This is a genomic window from Actinoplanes sp. NPDC049802, assembly GCF_040656595.1.
GTDB lineage: Bacteria > Actinomycetota > Actinomycetes > Mycobacteriales > Micromonosporaceae > Actinoplanes.
In genome coordinates, this window is sequence record NZ_JBFAMR010000004.1 from 169,723 (window position 1) to 183,736 (window position 14,014).

At 69.4% G+C, this 14,014-nt stretch carries 12 protein-coding genes; 3 read left to right on the forward strand and 9 right to left on the reverse strand.

Translation table 11 applies throughout. The annotated features are described in order from the left end of the window. Positions 1 to 4: 4 nt before the first annotated feature. Positions 5 to 523 carry a GNAT family N-acetyltransferase gene (locus AB0I88_RS04750; RefSeq protein ID WP_361018276.1) on the reverse strand — a complete coding sequence of 173 codons (519 nt, stop codon included), beginning with the start codon at positions 521 to 523 and terminating at the stop codon, positions 5 to 7. Between the two features lie 328 nt (positions 524 to 851). On the opposite strand from AB0I88_RS04750, the gene AB0I88_RS04755 reads away from it, so the two are divergent. Further along, a complete protein-coding gene (locus AB0I88_RS04755; RefSeq protein ID WP_361018277.1) occupies positions 852 to 2,837 on the forward strand; it encodes a LysM peptidoglycan-binding domain-containing protein in 1,986 nt (661 codons plus the stop codon). A gap of 263 nt (positions 2,838 to 3,100) precedes the next feature. On the opposite strand, the gene AB0I88_RS04760 is transcribed toward AB0I88_RS04755, so the two are convergent. The 8 genes from AB0I88_RS04760 to AB0I88_RS04795 form a co-directional block, all read right to left on the reverse strand. Next, entirely contained in the window at positions 3,101 to 3,868 is a 768-nt protein-coding gene (locus AB0I88_RS04760) for an ATP-binding cassette domain-containing protein (protein WP_361018280.1), read from the reverse strand. Then, positions 3,865 to 4,854, reverse strand: coding sequence for an ABC transporter permease (locus AB0I88_RS04765; RefSeq protein WP_361018282.1), 990 nt, complete (start codon positions 4,852 to 4,854; stop codon positions 3,865 to 3,867). Before AB0I88_RS04765 ends, AB0I88_RS04760 begins: the two co-directional genes overlap by 4 nt. Beyond that, entirely contained in the window at positions 4,851 to 5,795 is a 945-nt protein-coding gene (locus AB0I88_RS04770) for a substrate-binding domain-containing protein (protein WP_361018285.1), read from the reverse strand. The genes AB0I88_RS04765 and AB0I88_RS04770 overlap by 4 nt, the downstream gene beginning before the upstream one ends. 25 nt (positions 5,796 to 5,820) lie before the next feature. After that, on the reverse strand, positions 5,821 to 7,704 hold the full coding sequence (gene iolD, locus AB0I88_RS04775; RefSeq protein ID WP_361018288.1) for a 3D-(3,5/4)-trihydroxycyclohexane-1,2-dione acylhydrolase (decyclizing): 1,884 nt from the start codon (positions 7,702 to 7,704) through the stop codon (positions 5,821 to 5,823). After that, on the reverse strand, positions 7,701 to 8,597 hold the full coding sequence (iolB, locus tag AB0I88_RS04780) for a 5-deoxy-glucuronate isomerase (RefSeq protein ID WP_361018291.1): 897 nt from the start codon (positions 8,595 to 8,597) through the stop codon (positions 7,701 to 7,703). The genes iolD and iolB overlap by 4 nt, the downstream gene beginning before the upstream one ends. 154 nt (positions 8,598 to 8,751) lie before the next feature. Next, entirely contained in the window at positions 8,752 to 9,339 is a 588-nt protein-coding gene (locus AB0I88_RS04785) for a GNAT family N-acetyltransferase (RefSeq protein ID WP_361018295.1), read from the reverse strand. Next, complete coding sequence (locus AB0I88_RS04790) at positions 9,336 to 10,808, reverse strand: APC family permease (protein WP_361018298.1); 1,473 nt, start codon at positions 10,806 to 10,808, stop codon at positions 9,336 to 9,338. The genes AB0I88_RS04785 and AB0I88_RS04790 overlap by 4 nt, the downstream gene beginning before the upstream one ends. Positions 10,809 to 10,873: 65 nt before the next feature. Further along, on the reverse strand, positions 10,874 to 11,551 hold the full coding sequence (locus AB0I88_RS04795) for a GPP34 family phosphoprotein (RefSeq protein WP_361018301.1): 678 nt from the start codon (positions 11,549 to 11,551) through the stop codon (positions 10,874 to 10,876). A gap of 335 nt (positions 11,552 to 11,886) precedes the next feature. Here AB0I88_RS04795 and AB0I88_RS04800 point away from each other — a divergent pair, with 335 nt between their 5' ends. Together AB0I88_RS04800 and AB0I88_RS04805 are read left to right on the forward strand one after the other, a co-directional pair. Further along, positions 11,887 to 12,648, forward strand: coding sequence for a class III extradiol ring-cleavage dioxygenase (locus AB0I88_RS04800; protein WP_361018406.1), 762 nt, complete (start codon positions 11,887 to 11,889; stop codon positions 12,646 to 12,648). A 51-nt stretch (positions 12,649 to 12,699) separates the two neighbouring features. Continuing rightward, on the forward strand, positions 12,700 to 13,710 hold the full coding sequence (locus AB0I88_RS04805) for a TerC family protein (protein ID WP_361018304.1): 1,011 nt from the start codon (positions 12,700 to 12,702) through the stop codon (positions 13,708 to 13,710). The last annotated feature ends 304 nt before the right edge of the window (positions 13,711 to 14,014 follow it).

Below are 14,014 nucleotides of genomic sequence, written 5' to 3' on the forward strand. Positions count from 1 at the left end.
CCGGTCAGGTGGTGAGATCGCGGCGCATGCAGACGCGTGGCCAGCGGTCCAGGCCGATGGCCGCCTCGTGGTCGCGGACGGCACGCAGGCCGGCGGGAAGCGCGTCGGCGTCCAGCTCGGCGAAGCCGCAGCGCCGGTAGTAGGGGGCGTTCCACGGGACGTCGGCGAAGGTGGTCAGGGTCAGCGCCGGCACGCCGGCGGCGCGGGCCTGCCCGGCCGCGTGCTCGATGAGCCGCCGCCCGATGCCCTGCCGGGCGTGCCCCGGGTGCACCGACACCTGCTCGATGTGCAGGTTTCCGTCGATCAGGTCCGCGATCAGATAGCCGACCGGCAGGTCGCCGCTCGCGGCGACGGTGGCCACCCAGGCGTGGCCGGCACGAACGCACCCGGCGAGCGTGTCGATCGTCGGTGGCTCGTCGTCGGCGATCTCCGTCATGCCGATGGCGCGGAACGGCTCGCCCGCCGCGCGTTCGATCTCCTGCAACCGGGTGAGGTCGCCGGCCCGGGCCGGCCTGATCCGCATCCGGTGATTCTGCCCGGACGGCCCGCGAGCCGGAACCTGTTTCGATCGTTGACCTGGCCTCTTGCGGGTGCGACCGGTGCTGACCCCCACCCGGGGGATCGCCATCACGCTCCGTGCTTGACACCATTTGCCAACAACAGCGTCGGCCTGTGTCACCAACTTGTCTTCGCTGTGGAGTGCCGCTGCCTATCGTGGCCGCTGAGAGATACCGACCGATATATGACCGGCGGATCATCCAGAACTCCCCGGACCCGCCGGCCCATCGACGGCTGCGCCGGTCGGTTTCGCCGCGCGGCCATGTCTCCACCTCGGAGCGAGAGGATCCACCATGCCGCGTCTCGGACACGGGCGACCCATCACCGACGAAGACATCGACAAGGCCAAGAAGGAACTGGCCGATTTCGCCGCACGGTCACCGCTGGCCTTCGCCCTGGCGCCACCGGTCAGCACCCAACCGTTCGACCTGCTCTTCCCGACGTTGCAGGACGACGAGTCGAACCTGCTGCCACGGCTACCGGACACTCCGGCCAAGCTGAAGCGGCTCGGGCAGGCGATGACCGATGAGGAGGCCCGGGAGGACAACGGTCCGATCCCGGCCGCCTACACCTATCTCGGCCAGTTCATCGACCATGACATCACCCTGGAGGTCCAGGACCGGACGGCCGGGCTCGGCTCCGGTGACATGGCGGTGCTGCTCGACACCGGCATGGCGCCGCTCTCCCTGGCGCAGATCCGCAAGGTGATGCGCAACCAGCGGTCGGCCACCCTGGACCTGGACAGCGTCTACGGCCCGCCTCAGCCACGCGATCCGAACAACGAGGACAAGCTGCTGGTCGGCAAGGTTCACAAGCTCAAACTCCAGAATCCGCCGAACCCGAACGGGCCGCCGGCGGCGCGACCCAAGGGCAAGGGCGACGACAACGACGTGCCGCGCGAGCCGCGCAACCGGCTGGATCCGGTACACGACCGGGCGGCGCTGATCGGCGACCCGCGCAACGACGAGAACACGATCATCTCGCAGTTGCACGTGGCGTTCCTGAAGGCGCACAACGTGCTGATCGACCAGGGGCTGTCGTTCCGCGAGGCACGGCGGGTGCTGCGCCAGCACTACCAGCACATCGTGGTGCACGACTTCCTCAAGCGGGTCGCCGACCCGGAGATCGTGGACGACATCGTGGTGAACGGCAACCGGTGGTACAACCCGTACGCCGAGCCGTTCTTCATGCCGCTGGAGTTCGCGGTCGCCGCGTACCGGTTCGGGCATTCGATGGTGCGCAGCCTGTACAACTTCAACTCGAACTTCCGGGTCAACAGCCGCCCGCCGGGCAGCCTGGATCTGCTGTTCGTGTTCACGGCGCTGAGCGGGCAGCTGGGCGAGGACATCGGCCTGGAGCAGGCCGAGACACTCCCGGAGAACTGGATCATCGAGTGGGAGAACATCGTCGGCTCCGGCGACAACGTGATGAAGGCCCGCAAACTCGACACCAAGCTGGCGTCTCTCGACGGTGGCGCGCTGTTCCGGCTCAAGTCGCCGACCGGCGTGCCGGAGCAGCCCGCCGACGCCGGCCGTCTCGCGGTGCGCAACCTGCTGCGCGGTTACCGGCTGCGCCTGCCCACCGGCCAGGCCGTCGCCGACCTGCTCGGCGTGGAGACGCTCAGCAAGGACCAGATCCGCCAGGCCGCGGGCAGTGACGCCCAGCGTGCGGCCCTGGACGAGAGCGAGTTCCTGACCCGTACTCCGCTCTGGTATTACGTGCTGGCCGAGGCGAAGGCGCTGCACGACGGCGCACACCTGGGCCCGGTCGGCAGCACGATCATCGCCGAGGTGCTGGTCGGCCTGGTCCGGCGCAGCGACGACTCGTTCCTGAAGACGCCGGGCTGGCGGCCCACCCTGCCGTCCGAGCAGCCGGGCCAGTTCGAGCTGGCCGACCTGCTGCGCCTCGCGAAGGTTCTGCCGGGCGGCGAGACGCCGCGCACGTACACGGTTCGGCAGGGCGACACGCTCGGCAAGATCGCCCGGGAGCGGTTGGGCAACGAGGCCCGCTGGCCGGAGATCTTCGTGCTGAACCGGGCCACCATCACGAACCCGAACCGGATCTTCCCGGGCCAGGTGCTGTTCCTGCCGCCGGCCCAGCCGACCGGCCCGATCCCCCGGCTCTACACGGTCAAGCCCGGTGACTCGCTGTCGAGGATCGCCCGGGAGAAGCTCGGCAACGAGAGCCGGTGGCGGGAGATCTTCAACCTCAACCGGGAGGTCATCGCCGACCCGGACCGGATCATCCCGGGCCAGGTACTGGTCCTGCCCGACAACTAGCCACCCCATGTGTGGAGTTCGGGCGCGACTCGCACCGCAACTCCACACACCGGACCAGCCCGCGTGTGGAGTTCGGGCGCGACTCGCACCGCAACCCCACACACCGAACCGGCCCGCGTGTGGAGTTCGGGCGCGACTCGCACCGCAACTCCACACACTGGACCGGCTGGGCGGCGTTCTTCGCGACGGATTTGCCGACGATCGCGGAGAACGGCCGCCCTTTCAGACCCCTTTCCGGTACGGCGTACGCGTACCGAAAGGGGTCATGCCGGACGTCGCAGCTCCTCGGCCAGTTGCGCCAGCTCGGCGCCGCCGGCCATCTCGGCGGTGAGCCGGTCGAGGGTGACCGACCCGCGGCGCGCGTCGAGCGCCATGCTCCCGAGTTTGAGCACCACGAAGTGGTCGCCGACCAGGTGGGCGTGGTGCGGGTTGTGGGTGATGAAGACGACGCCGATGCCGGAGTCCCGGGCGGCCGCCACATACCGCAGCACCACCCCGGACTGCCGCACGCCGAGGGCCGCGGTCGGCTCGTCGAGGATCAGCACCCGCGCGCCGAGGTGGACGGCCCGGGCGATGGCCACGCACTGTCGCTGTCCGCCGGAGAGGGTGCCGATCGGCTGGTCGATGTCGGCGACGGTGATGCCCATCTTGCGCAGTTCCTCGTCGGCGATCCGGCGCATGTCCCGGATCCGCAGCCGGGCGGTCGGGAAGCGGCCGGCGGTGAGTTCGGAGCCGAGGAAGAAGTTGCGCCACACCTCCATCAGCGGGACCACGGCGAGGTCCTGGTAGACGGTGGCGATGCCGAGGTCGAGGGCCTGCCGCGGTGAGGTGAAGACGGTTTCCCGGCCGTCGACCTTCAAAACACCGGAGGTGTGCGGATGCAACCCCGACATGATCTTGATGAGGGTGGATTTGCCGGCCCCGTTGTCGCCGAGCACGCAGGTCACCTCGCCGGCGTTGACCCGCAGGTCGATGTCGCGCAGCGCACGGATCGGGCCGTAGGACTTGCCGACCCCGGTCATCTCGATCATGCGCGGGCCTCCCTGGTGGCCAGCTTGCGGACGTAGAGGTTGACCAGGACGGCGAGCAGCAGCATCACGCCGAGGAAGGCCCGGAACCAGTTCGGGTCCCAGCCCGCGTAGACGATGCCGAGGCTGGTCATGCCGAAGATGAACGCGCCGATCGCCACCCCGAGCGCGTTGCCGAAGCCGCCGGTCAGCAGGGTTCCGCCGACCACCGCCGCGATGATGTAGAGGAACTCGTTGCCGACCCCGCCGCCCGCCTGCAACGTGTTGAACCGGTACAGGTTGTGCATCCCGACAAACCAGCCGAGAAACGACACGGCAAGAAAAAGCCCGATTTTGGTACGCACGACAGGCACCCCGACCGCCCGGGCACTGTCGGCCGCCCCGCCGACCGCGTAGATCCAGTTTCCGCCGCGGGTGTGCCGCAGCACCCAGGTCGCCAGCGCCACGAACAGGATCCACCACAGCACTGTCCCCCACACGGTGACCGGCCCGATTGTGAAGCTGGACGCGAAGATCGCACCGAGCGAGCCGAACCCGTCGATCCCGCTGACGTCGGCGCTGGACACCGAACCGGTGACGAGCTTGGTGACGCCCAGGTTGGCGCCCTGGAGCACGAAGAAGGTGCCCAGGGTGATCAGGAAGCTGGGGATGCCGGTGCGCATCACCAGGTAGCCGTTGAGGAACCCGACGGCCAGGCAGAAGATCAGCGACAGGAGCGCGCCGACCCACAGGTTGATCCCGAAATACCAGCAGAACATCGAGTTGACCAGTCCGGCCGAGGTCACGATGACCCCGGCCGACAGATCGAACTCGCCGCCGATCATCAGCATCCCCACGGCCACCGCGACGATCCCGATCGTCGACGACTGGTAGAGCACCGTGAAGAACGCCTCCGCCGACCGGAAGGCCGGGGCCACCGCCAGGAAGAAGACGAAGATGACCGCGGCCGCCACCAGCGCGCCCACCTCGGGGCGCACCGCCCGCCTCACCGGGTGTTCTTCTGGGTGTACGGCAGGATCGTGTCGATGTTGGACTTGTCCACGAACGACGGCCCGGTCAGCACGGGCCGTCCTCCGCCGATGTCGTTGCCGTTCTTCAGGTAGAGGTAGAGCGACGTGACCGCCATGTAGCCCTGCACGTACGGCTGCTGGTCGATGGCGAACTCGATCTTCCCGTCCTTGATCAGCTGGGCGGTCTCCTGGTTCAGGTCGAAGGTGACCAGCTTCGCCGTACCCCCGGCTTTGATGGCGTCGAGCGCGATCGGCGCGCCCAGGGTGACCACGTAGTCGATGGTCTTGTCCTGCGCCAGCTTGGCCTGCAACGTCGACGTGACGGCCGCGTCGTCGGCCCCGTTGACCTGGAGGTTCTCGGTCCCGGGGACGGCGCTCTTGACGCCCGCGCAGCGTGCCTCCAGGGCGACCGAGCCGGTCTGGTGGATGACGCAGAGCGGATGTCTCGCCCCGGCCGCGGCGATCCGCTCGCCCAGGCTGGTCCCGGCGACCGTCTCGTCGGAGCCGAAGTACATCAGCGCCCCGAGGTCCTGGTACTGCCCGATGCCGGCGTTCAGCCCGACCACCGGGATCCCGGCCGCGGTCGCCGCCTTCACCGATCCGGCCAGCGCGTCCGGCGTGACCAGGGTGGTGGCGATGCCCTGCACCTTCGAGTCGACCGCCTGCTGGATCAGCACCGCCTGCTTGCCGGCGTCCGGGTCGTTGGAGTACTTGAGGTCGATCTTCTGGTCGGCGGCCGCCTGCTGCGCGCCGGAGCGGACCTTGTCCCAGAACGTGTCGCCGGGCGTCTCGTGGGTGATGAACGCGATGGTGTAACCGGGTGCGCCGGTGCCGGCGTCCGGCTCCTCCCGGCCGCCGCCGCTGCACGCGCCGAGCAGGAGCAGCGCCGCGGCCCCGGCGGCGAGAACACGTCTGATCATGCGGAACCTCCGAGCGATGTCATCTCTACAGACCTCCCGGTCGCAGGTGGTGGCGCTGGTCGCGCTTTCCGGCGAGATATTCGGTACGCGCGTGCTTGGTGCTGTGCAGGGTGGAGACCTCGGCGACCGGCACCTCCCACCACGACTCGGACGACGGCGCCGATGGGGCGGGGTCGGTCTCGATGTGCAGCACCGTGAGCCGGTCCGCCTCGCGCGCCTGTTTGAGGCCCTCGACCAGGTCGGCGATGCTGCGGCAGCGGATCACCGAGGCGCCCAGGCTCTCCGCGTTGGCGGCCAGGTCCACCGGCAGCCGGGCGCCGTCGTAGTCGCCGCTGCGCGGGTTGCGGTAACGGTAGGCGGTGCCGAACCGCTGCGAGCCGACCTGCTCGGAGAGGCCGCCGATGGAGGCGAACCCGTGGTTCTGCACCAGGACGACGATCAGCTTCAGGTCCTCCGCGACGGCGGTGGCGATCTCCTGCGCCATCATCAGGTAGGAGCCGTCGCCGACCAGCGCGTACACCTCGCGGCCCGGCTCGGCCAGCTTGATCCCGACGGCGCCGGCGATCTCGAAGCCCATGCAGGAGTAGCCGTACTCGACGTGGTACTGCTTGGGGTCCCGGGCCCGCCAGAGCCGTTGCAGGTCGCCGGGCAGGCTTCCGGCCGCCTGCACCACGACGTCGCGTGCCCCGCACGCCTCGTTCACCACCCCGATCACCTCGGCCTGGGTGGGCAGGTCGCCCGGTGTCCCCCGGCCCCGGTACGCGTGATCGACAGCCGCCTGCCAGGCTGTCACGTCGTCGCGGAAGTCCCCGGTGAAACGTCGTCCGTGCAACGCCGGCAGCAGCGCGTTCAGCCCCGCCCGGGCGTCGCCGACCAGCGGCAGCGCCGACAGTTTCCCGGCGTCGAAGCCGGCCACGTTGAGGTTCACGAACCGCACGTCCGGGTGCTGGAAGGCGCTGCGCGAGGCGGTCGTGAAGTCGCTGTACCGGGTGCCGACACCGATCACCACGTCGGCGTTGCGGGCCAGCCGGTTGGCCACCGGGTTGCCGGTCGCCCCGATCCCGCCGACCGCGTTGGGATGATCCCAGCTCAGCGCACCCTTGCCGGCCTGGGTGTCGGCCACCGGGATGCCGGTCTCCCGGGCGAACCGGTCCAGCGCGGCCGACGCCTCGGCGTAGATCACCCCGCCCCCGGCGACGATCAGCGGCCGGTGCGCGCCGCGGACGATGGCCGCCGCCCGTTCCACGGCCAGCGGGTCGGGAGCCTGCCGGGGCACGTGCCACACCCGTCTGGCGAACAGCTCGTCCGGGTAGTCGTACGCCTCGGCCTGCACGTCCTGGGGAAGGCAGAGGGTGACCGCGCCGGTCTCCGCCGGGTCGGTCAGGACCCGCATCGCCGACAGCAGCGCCTGCGGCAGTTGTTCGGGCCGCCAGATCCGGTCGAAGAACCTCGACAGCGGCCGGAAGGCGTCGTTGACCGACACGTCCCCGGCGGCCGGCACCTCCAGTTCCTGCAGCACCGGCACGGCCGCCCGGGAGGCGAAGACGTCGGACGGCAGCAGCAGCACCGGCAGCCGGTTGACGGTGGCCAGGGCCGCGCCGGTGAGCATGTTGGTGGAGCCCGGCCCGATCGAGGCGGTGCAGGCCATCGTGGACAGCCGGTTGCGCATCCGGGCGTAACCGACCGCGGTGTGCACCATCGCCTGCTCGTTGCGGGCCAGCCGGTACGGCATGTCCGGCGTCCCGGTGCGCTGTGCCTGCAACAGCGCCTGCCCGATCCCGGCGACGTTGCCGTGCCCGAAGATGCCGAGGACGCCGGCGACCGTCCGCTGTTCGACGCCGTCCCGCTCGGTCCACTGGTTCGCCAGGAAACGCACGACGGCCTGGCCGACGGTGAGCCGCTGCTTCACGAACGCCTCTTCTCACGGATCGAGGTCAGGGGCAGCCGGGAGTCCACCCGTTCGGCCGCCCAGCGCCCGCGCACCCATCCGTGCGCCGGATCGTCACGGACCAGCCAGCGCCGTTCGCCCGGGCCGGCCATCACGTTGAGGTAGTAGAGGTCGTACCCGGGTGCGGCCATCGACGGGCCGTGCCAGCCGTACGGGATCAGCACCACGTCGCCGCTGCGGACCTCGGCGCACACGTCGATCGGGCGGTCGGGGTGGCCGTACACCCGCTGGTAGCCGCAGCCGTTGCCGCCGGCCGGGGACGCCGCCACCTCGAAGTAGTAGATCTCCTCCAGCGGGTTCTCCCCGTCGCACTGCTCGTCGTGCTTGTGCGGCGGGTACGACGACCAGTTCCCGCCCGGGGTGAGGACCTCGCAGACGATCAGCCGGTCGGTCTCGAACGAGTCCGGCGTGCAGAGGTTGTTGACCTGCCGGCTGGCCTGGCCCGCGCCGCGCAGTTCCACCGGCACGTCCTCGGCGGCGCCGTACCGGAACGGCAGTTTGTGCCCGGTCCGGGCGGCCGGCAGCGCGAACCGTCCGCCGTTCGGCGCGCGCAGCGTCACGAGCGAGTCCCGCGGCAGGTAGGCGAAGTCGGTGACCCGGGAGAACACCGACCGCCGCCCGGTCAGGGTGAGCCGCTCGTCGTCGCAGGCCACGTCACAGCCGCCGGACAGCGGCACCACGAGCATCTCGTCGTCACCGGTCGTGAACCGGGCCCGGCCACCGACCGGCAGGCGCGCCACCCGCAGCCCGGAGTAGTCCCAGCCGGCGTTCTCCGGGGTGATGAACACGTCGAACGGCCGCTCCGCGGAACTGCCCCGTGGGACCAGCGGGTTCACTCGAGCGTTGTCAGCCATGCGCACCCCTCCCGCCGGCGATGCTCCAGCCGCGGGTAACCGGTCGGCAACGCTGCGTTGGACCTGGTTTCGATGTAATTACGCTCGTGCTGCCGCGTCAATACTCCTGGGGACACGGACCCCACGGGTCCGCGCCCCCAGCAGGTGATCCTTTTCAGACAGCTCGCCACATGCGGTAGAACGGTGTCCCGTCCGGCAGGTAGATCTCGAACGGCGTCATCGGCGTGTACCCGTGCCGCTGGTAGAGCCGGACGTTGTTCGCGTTGGTCGCCTCCAGGTAGGCGGCCACGCCCTCGGCCACCAGCTGCTCGTGGGTGTGCCGCATCAGCGCCCCACCGAGGCCCCGGCTCTGCTCCGACGGGCGGACCGCCAGAAACGCCAGGTGCCAGTGCTCCTCGTGCGGGTGGTTCTTGTCGAACACCTCGTCGAGGGCGTGGAACCGCTCCAGATGCTCGCCGGCCAGCTCGGTCAGCCGCTCGGTGTACCGCGGCGGCTCCGGCATCTCGTTGACACGGTCGAACCAGACGGCGGCGGCCGCCAGCCCGCCGTCGGCGTGGTCGATCACGTCCACCCGGCCGTAGGCGTACGCGTGCTCGGTGTAGAGGGTGAAGAAGTCCGCCATCACCCGCTCCCGGTCGGCCGGCACCGGCACCAGGTAGTTGTTGGCCGCCAGGTCGTCGAACGCGTGCGAGATCAGCGCGCCGACGGCCGGGATCTCGTCCTGACGTGCTGACCGGATCATCGGTTGCTCTCCTCGTTGAGCGCGGCGGAGAATCCGCCGGTGGTGGCGGAACTGCGGGCGCCCAGGCCGATGCCGGCGTAGACCTGCGGCCGGGCGGCGCGCAGGTAGAAGGCCCACAGGACGCCGGCGGCGAACAGCACCGCGAACGACAGCGGCACCACCAGCGCCGGCGTGCTGCCGGGCTCGACGCCGAGCAGCGTGGCGATGTTGTCGATCGCCAGGTAGGACATGACCAGCAGCAGCACCGCGCCGATCACCGGGGCGATCACCCGGTGCAGGACGTCCTCGCCCTCCGGGTGGCGGGCGAAGAAGCCGATCACCGCGAAGGCGGTGAGGGTGACCAGCAGCAGCACGCCGAGGCCGCCGCCGGTGCCGCCCCAGAAGAAGAGCTGGACCAGCGGGTCCCAGCCCATCACGGCGTAGACCACGATGACCGTGAGGCCGACCACCGACTGGGCCAGCGAGCCGTTCTTCGGTGCGCCGGTGCCGGGCACGGTGCGGCCGAAGAGGCGCGGCAGCACGCCCTCCCGGCCGAGCGAGAACATGTACCGCGAGATGATGTTGTGGAACGAGATCATCGCCGCGATCAGCGAGGTCAGGAACAGCGCGTGGCCCAGGTGCAGGGCGGTGCCGCCGAGCGGGCCGGCGGCCAGGTTGAAGAACAGCTCCGGGCCCTCGGCGCCGGCCCGCTCCACGACCTTGTCGGCGCCGGCCGCGGAGATCATCGCCCAGGAGGCGAAGGCGTAGAGCACCGCGATCAGCGCGATCGCGATGTAGGTGGCCCGCGCGACGGTACGCCGCGGGTCGCGCGACTCCTCGCTGAACACCACCGACTGTTCGAAGCCGACGAAGCCGGTGATCGCCATGACCAGCAGCGCGCCGGCGCCCGCACCGGTCAGCGTGGACGGGTCGAGCGGCGCGGACGAGGCGGTGAAGCCGTCCGTGGTGACCTCGGCAACCGCGAACACCACGGTCAGCAGGATCTCGGCGACCAGCAGGGTGGCCAGCACCCGGCCGTTGACGGCGACGTCGCGTACGCCGAGGACGGCGACCAGCGCCCACGCGGCCAGGCCCAGCACCCACCATGGGGTGTCGACGCCGAACCAGTCCAGGAACAGCGGCTGGGCGATCGCGCCGAAGCCACCGTACGAGGCGACCTGGAACATGTTGTACGCGAGCAGGGCCACCCACGAGGCGCCGACGCCGAGGGGACGGCCGAGCCCCTGCGACACGTACGCGTAGAAGGCGCCCGCGTTGGAGATGTGCCGGGCCATCGCCACGTAGCCGACCGAGAAGATCGCCAGGACCACGGCGACCGCCAGGAAGGCGATGGCGATGCCGATCAGCCCGGTGACCGCGAGGCCGGTGGGCACCACGCCGGCCACCACGGTGAGCGGGGCGGCCGCCGACATGACGAAGAAGACGACCGCCGCGACGCCGAGCCGGTTCTGCGCCAGCGCGTCGGACACACGGCTTTCAGGGGGTTTTGTGCCGGAATAGGACACAGATTGCTCCACAGGTAGGGGGGTTTGAGTTAGGCGCGGCGGGCCATGACGGCGTCCCCGACCGCCGCCTCGGCCTGCGACACGAGTTGTTGCAACATCACCGGGAAGAGCCTGCGGAACTGGTCGAACAGCGCCGCCCGGTCCCGGGCCTCCAGGGTGGCCAGCACGTGCTGGTCCAGGCCGGTCGCCAGGATCAGGCCGGCCAGCAGCAGGTCGGCCACGTCCAGGGGCTCGTCCCGGGTGACCTTGGTACGGATCCGGGTGGCCGGCCAGCCGGCGGTCATCGAGTCGGCCGGCACGAAGGAGACCTTGGTTCCGCCGAGCAGTCCGCGCTTCTCCACCCGCTTGATCAGGGCGGCCCGGGAGAGACGGCGCTCGACCAGATCGGTGGCGATGCCGGTGGAGAGGTAGGCGAGCCAGTTGCGGACGCCGTGCCGGCCGGCCTCCCGCAGGATCTGCTCGAGCACCGCGGTGCTGGCGGAGTCCCCGGTCGGCCGCTCGTCTATCACGACGAGCTCGGTCTCGACGAGATCGATCCGCCGCCACAACATCAACTCGCCGAGCAGGGCCGTGCCGAGACCGAGGCCGAGGGTGGCCGGTGACAGCAGGGACTTGCCGCGAATCGTGTCGTGAGCGGTGAGATAGAGATCATCTGCGGGTGGTAACTGCGGCGGCGACGCCACTCCCGATTCTCCTTCCGACGCCATGGGGGGAGGGTGCCCGCTCATGAGAAATGAGGGTGACCTTCACGAAAGCAATTACATAGCGCTCCCCGCGGCGCGACGCTGGAAGCCTGCCAGCTCTAGACGATCAACGCAACTTCCAGAAGGGACTAAAGCTCCGTCCACTTAGGGCAATGTGGATCACAGTCACAGACAGGCGTTTCAGTTAACGATCACGAAACCTGGAAACGCTTGTGAAGTCTGTAAATATTGATGAATCTTCAATTGTCTATCGCTACTTTCGGTAACTAGTTGCACAATCAACTAAATCGCCGTAGCGTGGTGTAAAAGTTGAAGCTTCAACGGAGGTCATCGTGCGGATGCCCGCTCTCTTCCTCAGCCACGGCGCCCCGCCCCTCGTCGACGACCCCGTCTGGGCGGCACAGTTGCGCGACCTCGCCGCCGGCCTCCCCCGGCCGAAAGCGATCCTGATGGCCTCGGCACACTGGGAGTCCGCGCCCCTGATGCTCGGCGCCACCGAGACCGTCCCGCTCGTCTACGACTTCGGCGGATTCGCGCCCCGCTACTACCAGGTTCGGTATGGTGCGCCCGGCGCTCCCGAACTGGCCGACGAAGTCGCCGCGCTGATGCCGCACACCGAGACCGTCGCCCGCACCGACCGCGGCCTGGATCACGGTGCGTATGTTCCGCTCACCATCATGTATCCCGACGCCGACATCCCGGTGCTCCAGATGTCGCTGCCCACCCTCGAACCGGACCGGCTGCTCGACCTGGGCCGCCGGCTGGCCCCGCTGCGCGACGAGGGTGTGCTCATCATCGGCTCCGGCTTCACCACCCACGGTCTGCCGTTCCTGCGCGACTGGCGTCCCGAGGCGGCCGCGCCCGGCTGGTCCCGGGAGTTCGACGCCTGGGCCGCCGAGACCCTCGCCCGCGGCGCCGTCGACGAGCTCGCCGACTTCCGCGACCGTGCCCCCGGCATGCCCTACGCCCACCCGACCATCGAGCACTTCGCCCCGATGTTCCTCACCCTGGGCGCGTCCGAAGATCCGTCGCAGGCGCCTGAGCAGCCGATCGACGGATTCTGGATGGGACTGGCGAAAAGGTCCTTCCAGGTGGCCTGACCCTATCGATTTCTCAGCATGCTTGCAGAATCTTCCGAGATCCTCTGAAGCATGCTTGAGGTCTCCGCGCTCGGGTGGACCGTCACCATCGGTGTCATCGTCGCCCTGCTCGCCCTCGATTTGACGCTCGGGGTGCTCCGTCCACACGTCGTCGGCTTCCGTGAGGCCGCCGCCTGGTCAATCTTCTACATCGCCGTCGCGATCGCGTTCGGCATCGTCTTCGGAAGCATCGTCGGCTGGGACTTCGGCACCCAGTACTTCGCCGGGTACATCGTCGAGAAGAGCCTTTCCGTCGACAACCTCTTCGTCTTCGTGATCATCATGTCGACGTTCGCCGTGCCCGAGCGCTACCAGCAGGAGGTGCTCACCTTCGGGATCATCATCGCGCTGATCCTCCGGGTGATCTTCATCGCACTGGGTGCCGCCCTGCTGAGCATGTTCTCGTTCATGTTCCTGGTCTTCGGCCTGATCCTGCTCTACACCGCGTTCCAGCTCTTCCGCCACCGCGACGAGGATCCCAGCGTCGACGACAACGCCCTGGTCCGCGCGGGCCGCCGCTTCCTGCCGGTCACCGACGACTACGTCGAAGGCAAGATGATCACCCGCGTCGACGGCAAGCGCATGTTCACCCCGCTCTTCCTGGTCCTGCTGGCCATCGGGGGCACCGACCTGCTCTTCGCCCTCGACTCCATCCCCGCGGTCTTCGGCGTGACCGAGGAGGCATACATCGTCTTCGTCGCCAACGCCTTCGCCCTGCTCGGCCTGCGCGCCCTGTTCTTCCTGGTGAAGGGCCTGCTGGACCGCCTGGTCTACCTGTCCACGGGCCTGTCGATCATCCTGGCCTTCATCGGCGTCAAACTCGTCCTGCACTGGGCCCACAAGGACATCAGCGAGTCCGTCCCCGAGGTCAGCACCGCCGTCTCCCTCGGCGTGATCATCGGCATCCTGATCGTCACCACCGTCGCCAGCCTGATCAAATCCAGTCGCGACCCGTCCCTCAAGGCCCACGCCGGCAGCCTCCGCGCCCATCCGGCCTCCGACCAGCAGCACGCCGAACAGTAGAAAGAACCATCGTGGCCGAGGTTCGCGTGCCATCAATTTCCGGTACGCGGCACCTCGTCCCGTCAACTCCGCCCGCCCCGCCCGCAAACGCGATCCCACCGCCACGCCGGCCTCTGCCGCGCCCGCCGGGCTGAGATCGGTAGCCGGGCAGGCCGGCCGAGCGGCCCCGCCCTCGGGTGCCGCCGGACCCGGCGGCCGGCTCCGCACCCAGCCACCTCTCACCCGACACGGATGGCCACGGCCTGGTGCCCGGGGACCTCGTCAGGGAGACAGAAACTCTGACCGGCGTACTCGTAGCAACAGT

What these genes read in the sequence shown, in the direction of transcription:
- AB0I88_RS04750 (WP_361018276.1), bottom strand. Translation starts at nt 523, where the DNA reads ATGCGGATCAGGCCGGCCCGGGCCGGCGACCTCACCCGGTTGCAGGAG.
- AB0I88_RS04755 (WP_361018277.1), top strand. Translation starts at nt 852, where the DNA reads ATGCCGCGTCTCGGACACGGGCGACCCATCACCGACGAAGACATCGAC.
- AB0I88_RS04760 (WP_361018280.1), bottom strand. Translation starts at nt 3,868, where the DNA reads ATGATCGAGATGACCGGGGTCGGCAAGTCCTACGGCCCGATCCGTGCG.
- AB0I88_RS04770 (WP_361018285.1), bottom strand. Translation starts at nt 5,795, where the DNA reads ATGATCAGACGTGTTCTCGCCGCCGGGGCCGCGGCGCTGCTCCTGCTC.
- iolB (WP_361018291.1), bottom strand. Translation starts at nt 8,597, where the DNA reads ATGGCTGACAACGCTCGAGTGAACCCGCTGGTCCCACGGGGCAGTTCC.
- AB0I88_RS04785 (WP_361018295.1), bottom strand. Translation starts at nt 9,339, where the DNA reads ATGATCCGGTCAGCACGTCAGGACGAGATCCCGGCCGTCGGCGCGCTG.
- AB0I88_RS04795 (WP_361018301.1), bottom strand. Translation starts at nt 11,551, where the DNA reads ATGGCGTCGGAAGGAGAATCGGGAGTGGCGTCGCCGCCGCAGTTACCA.
- AB0I88_RS04800 (WP_361018406.1), top strand. Translation starts at nt 11,887, where the DNA reads ATGCCCGCTCTCTTCCTCAGCCACGGCGCCCCGCCCCTCGTCGACGAC.
- AB0I88_RS04805 (WP_361018304.1), top strand. Translation starts at nt 12,700, where the DNA reads ATGCTTGAGGTCTCCGCGCTCGGGTGGACCGTCACCATCGGTGTCATC.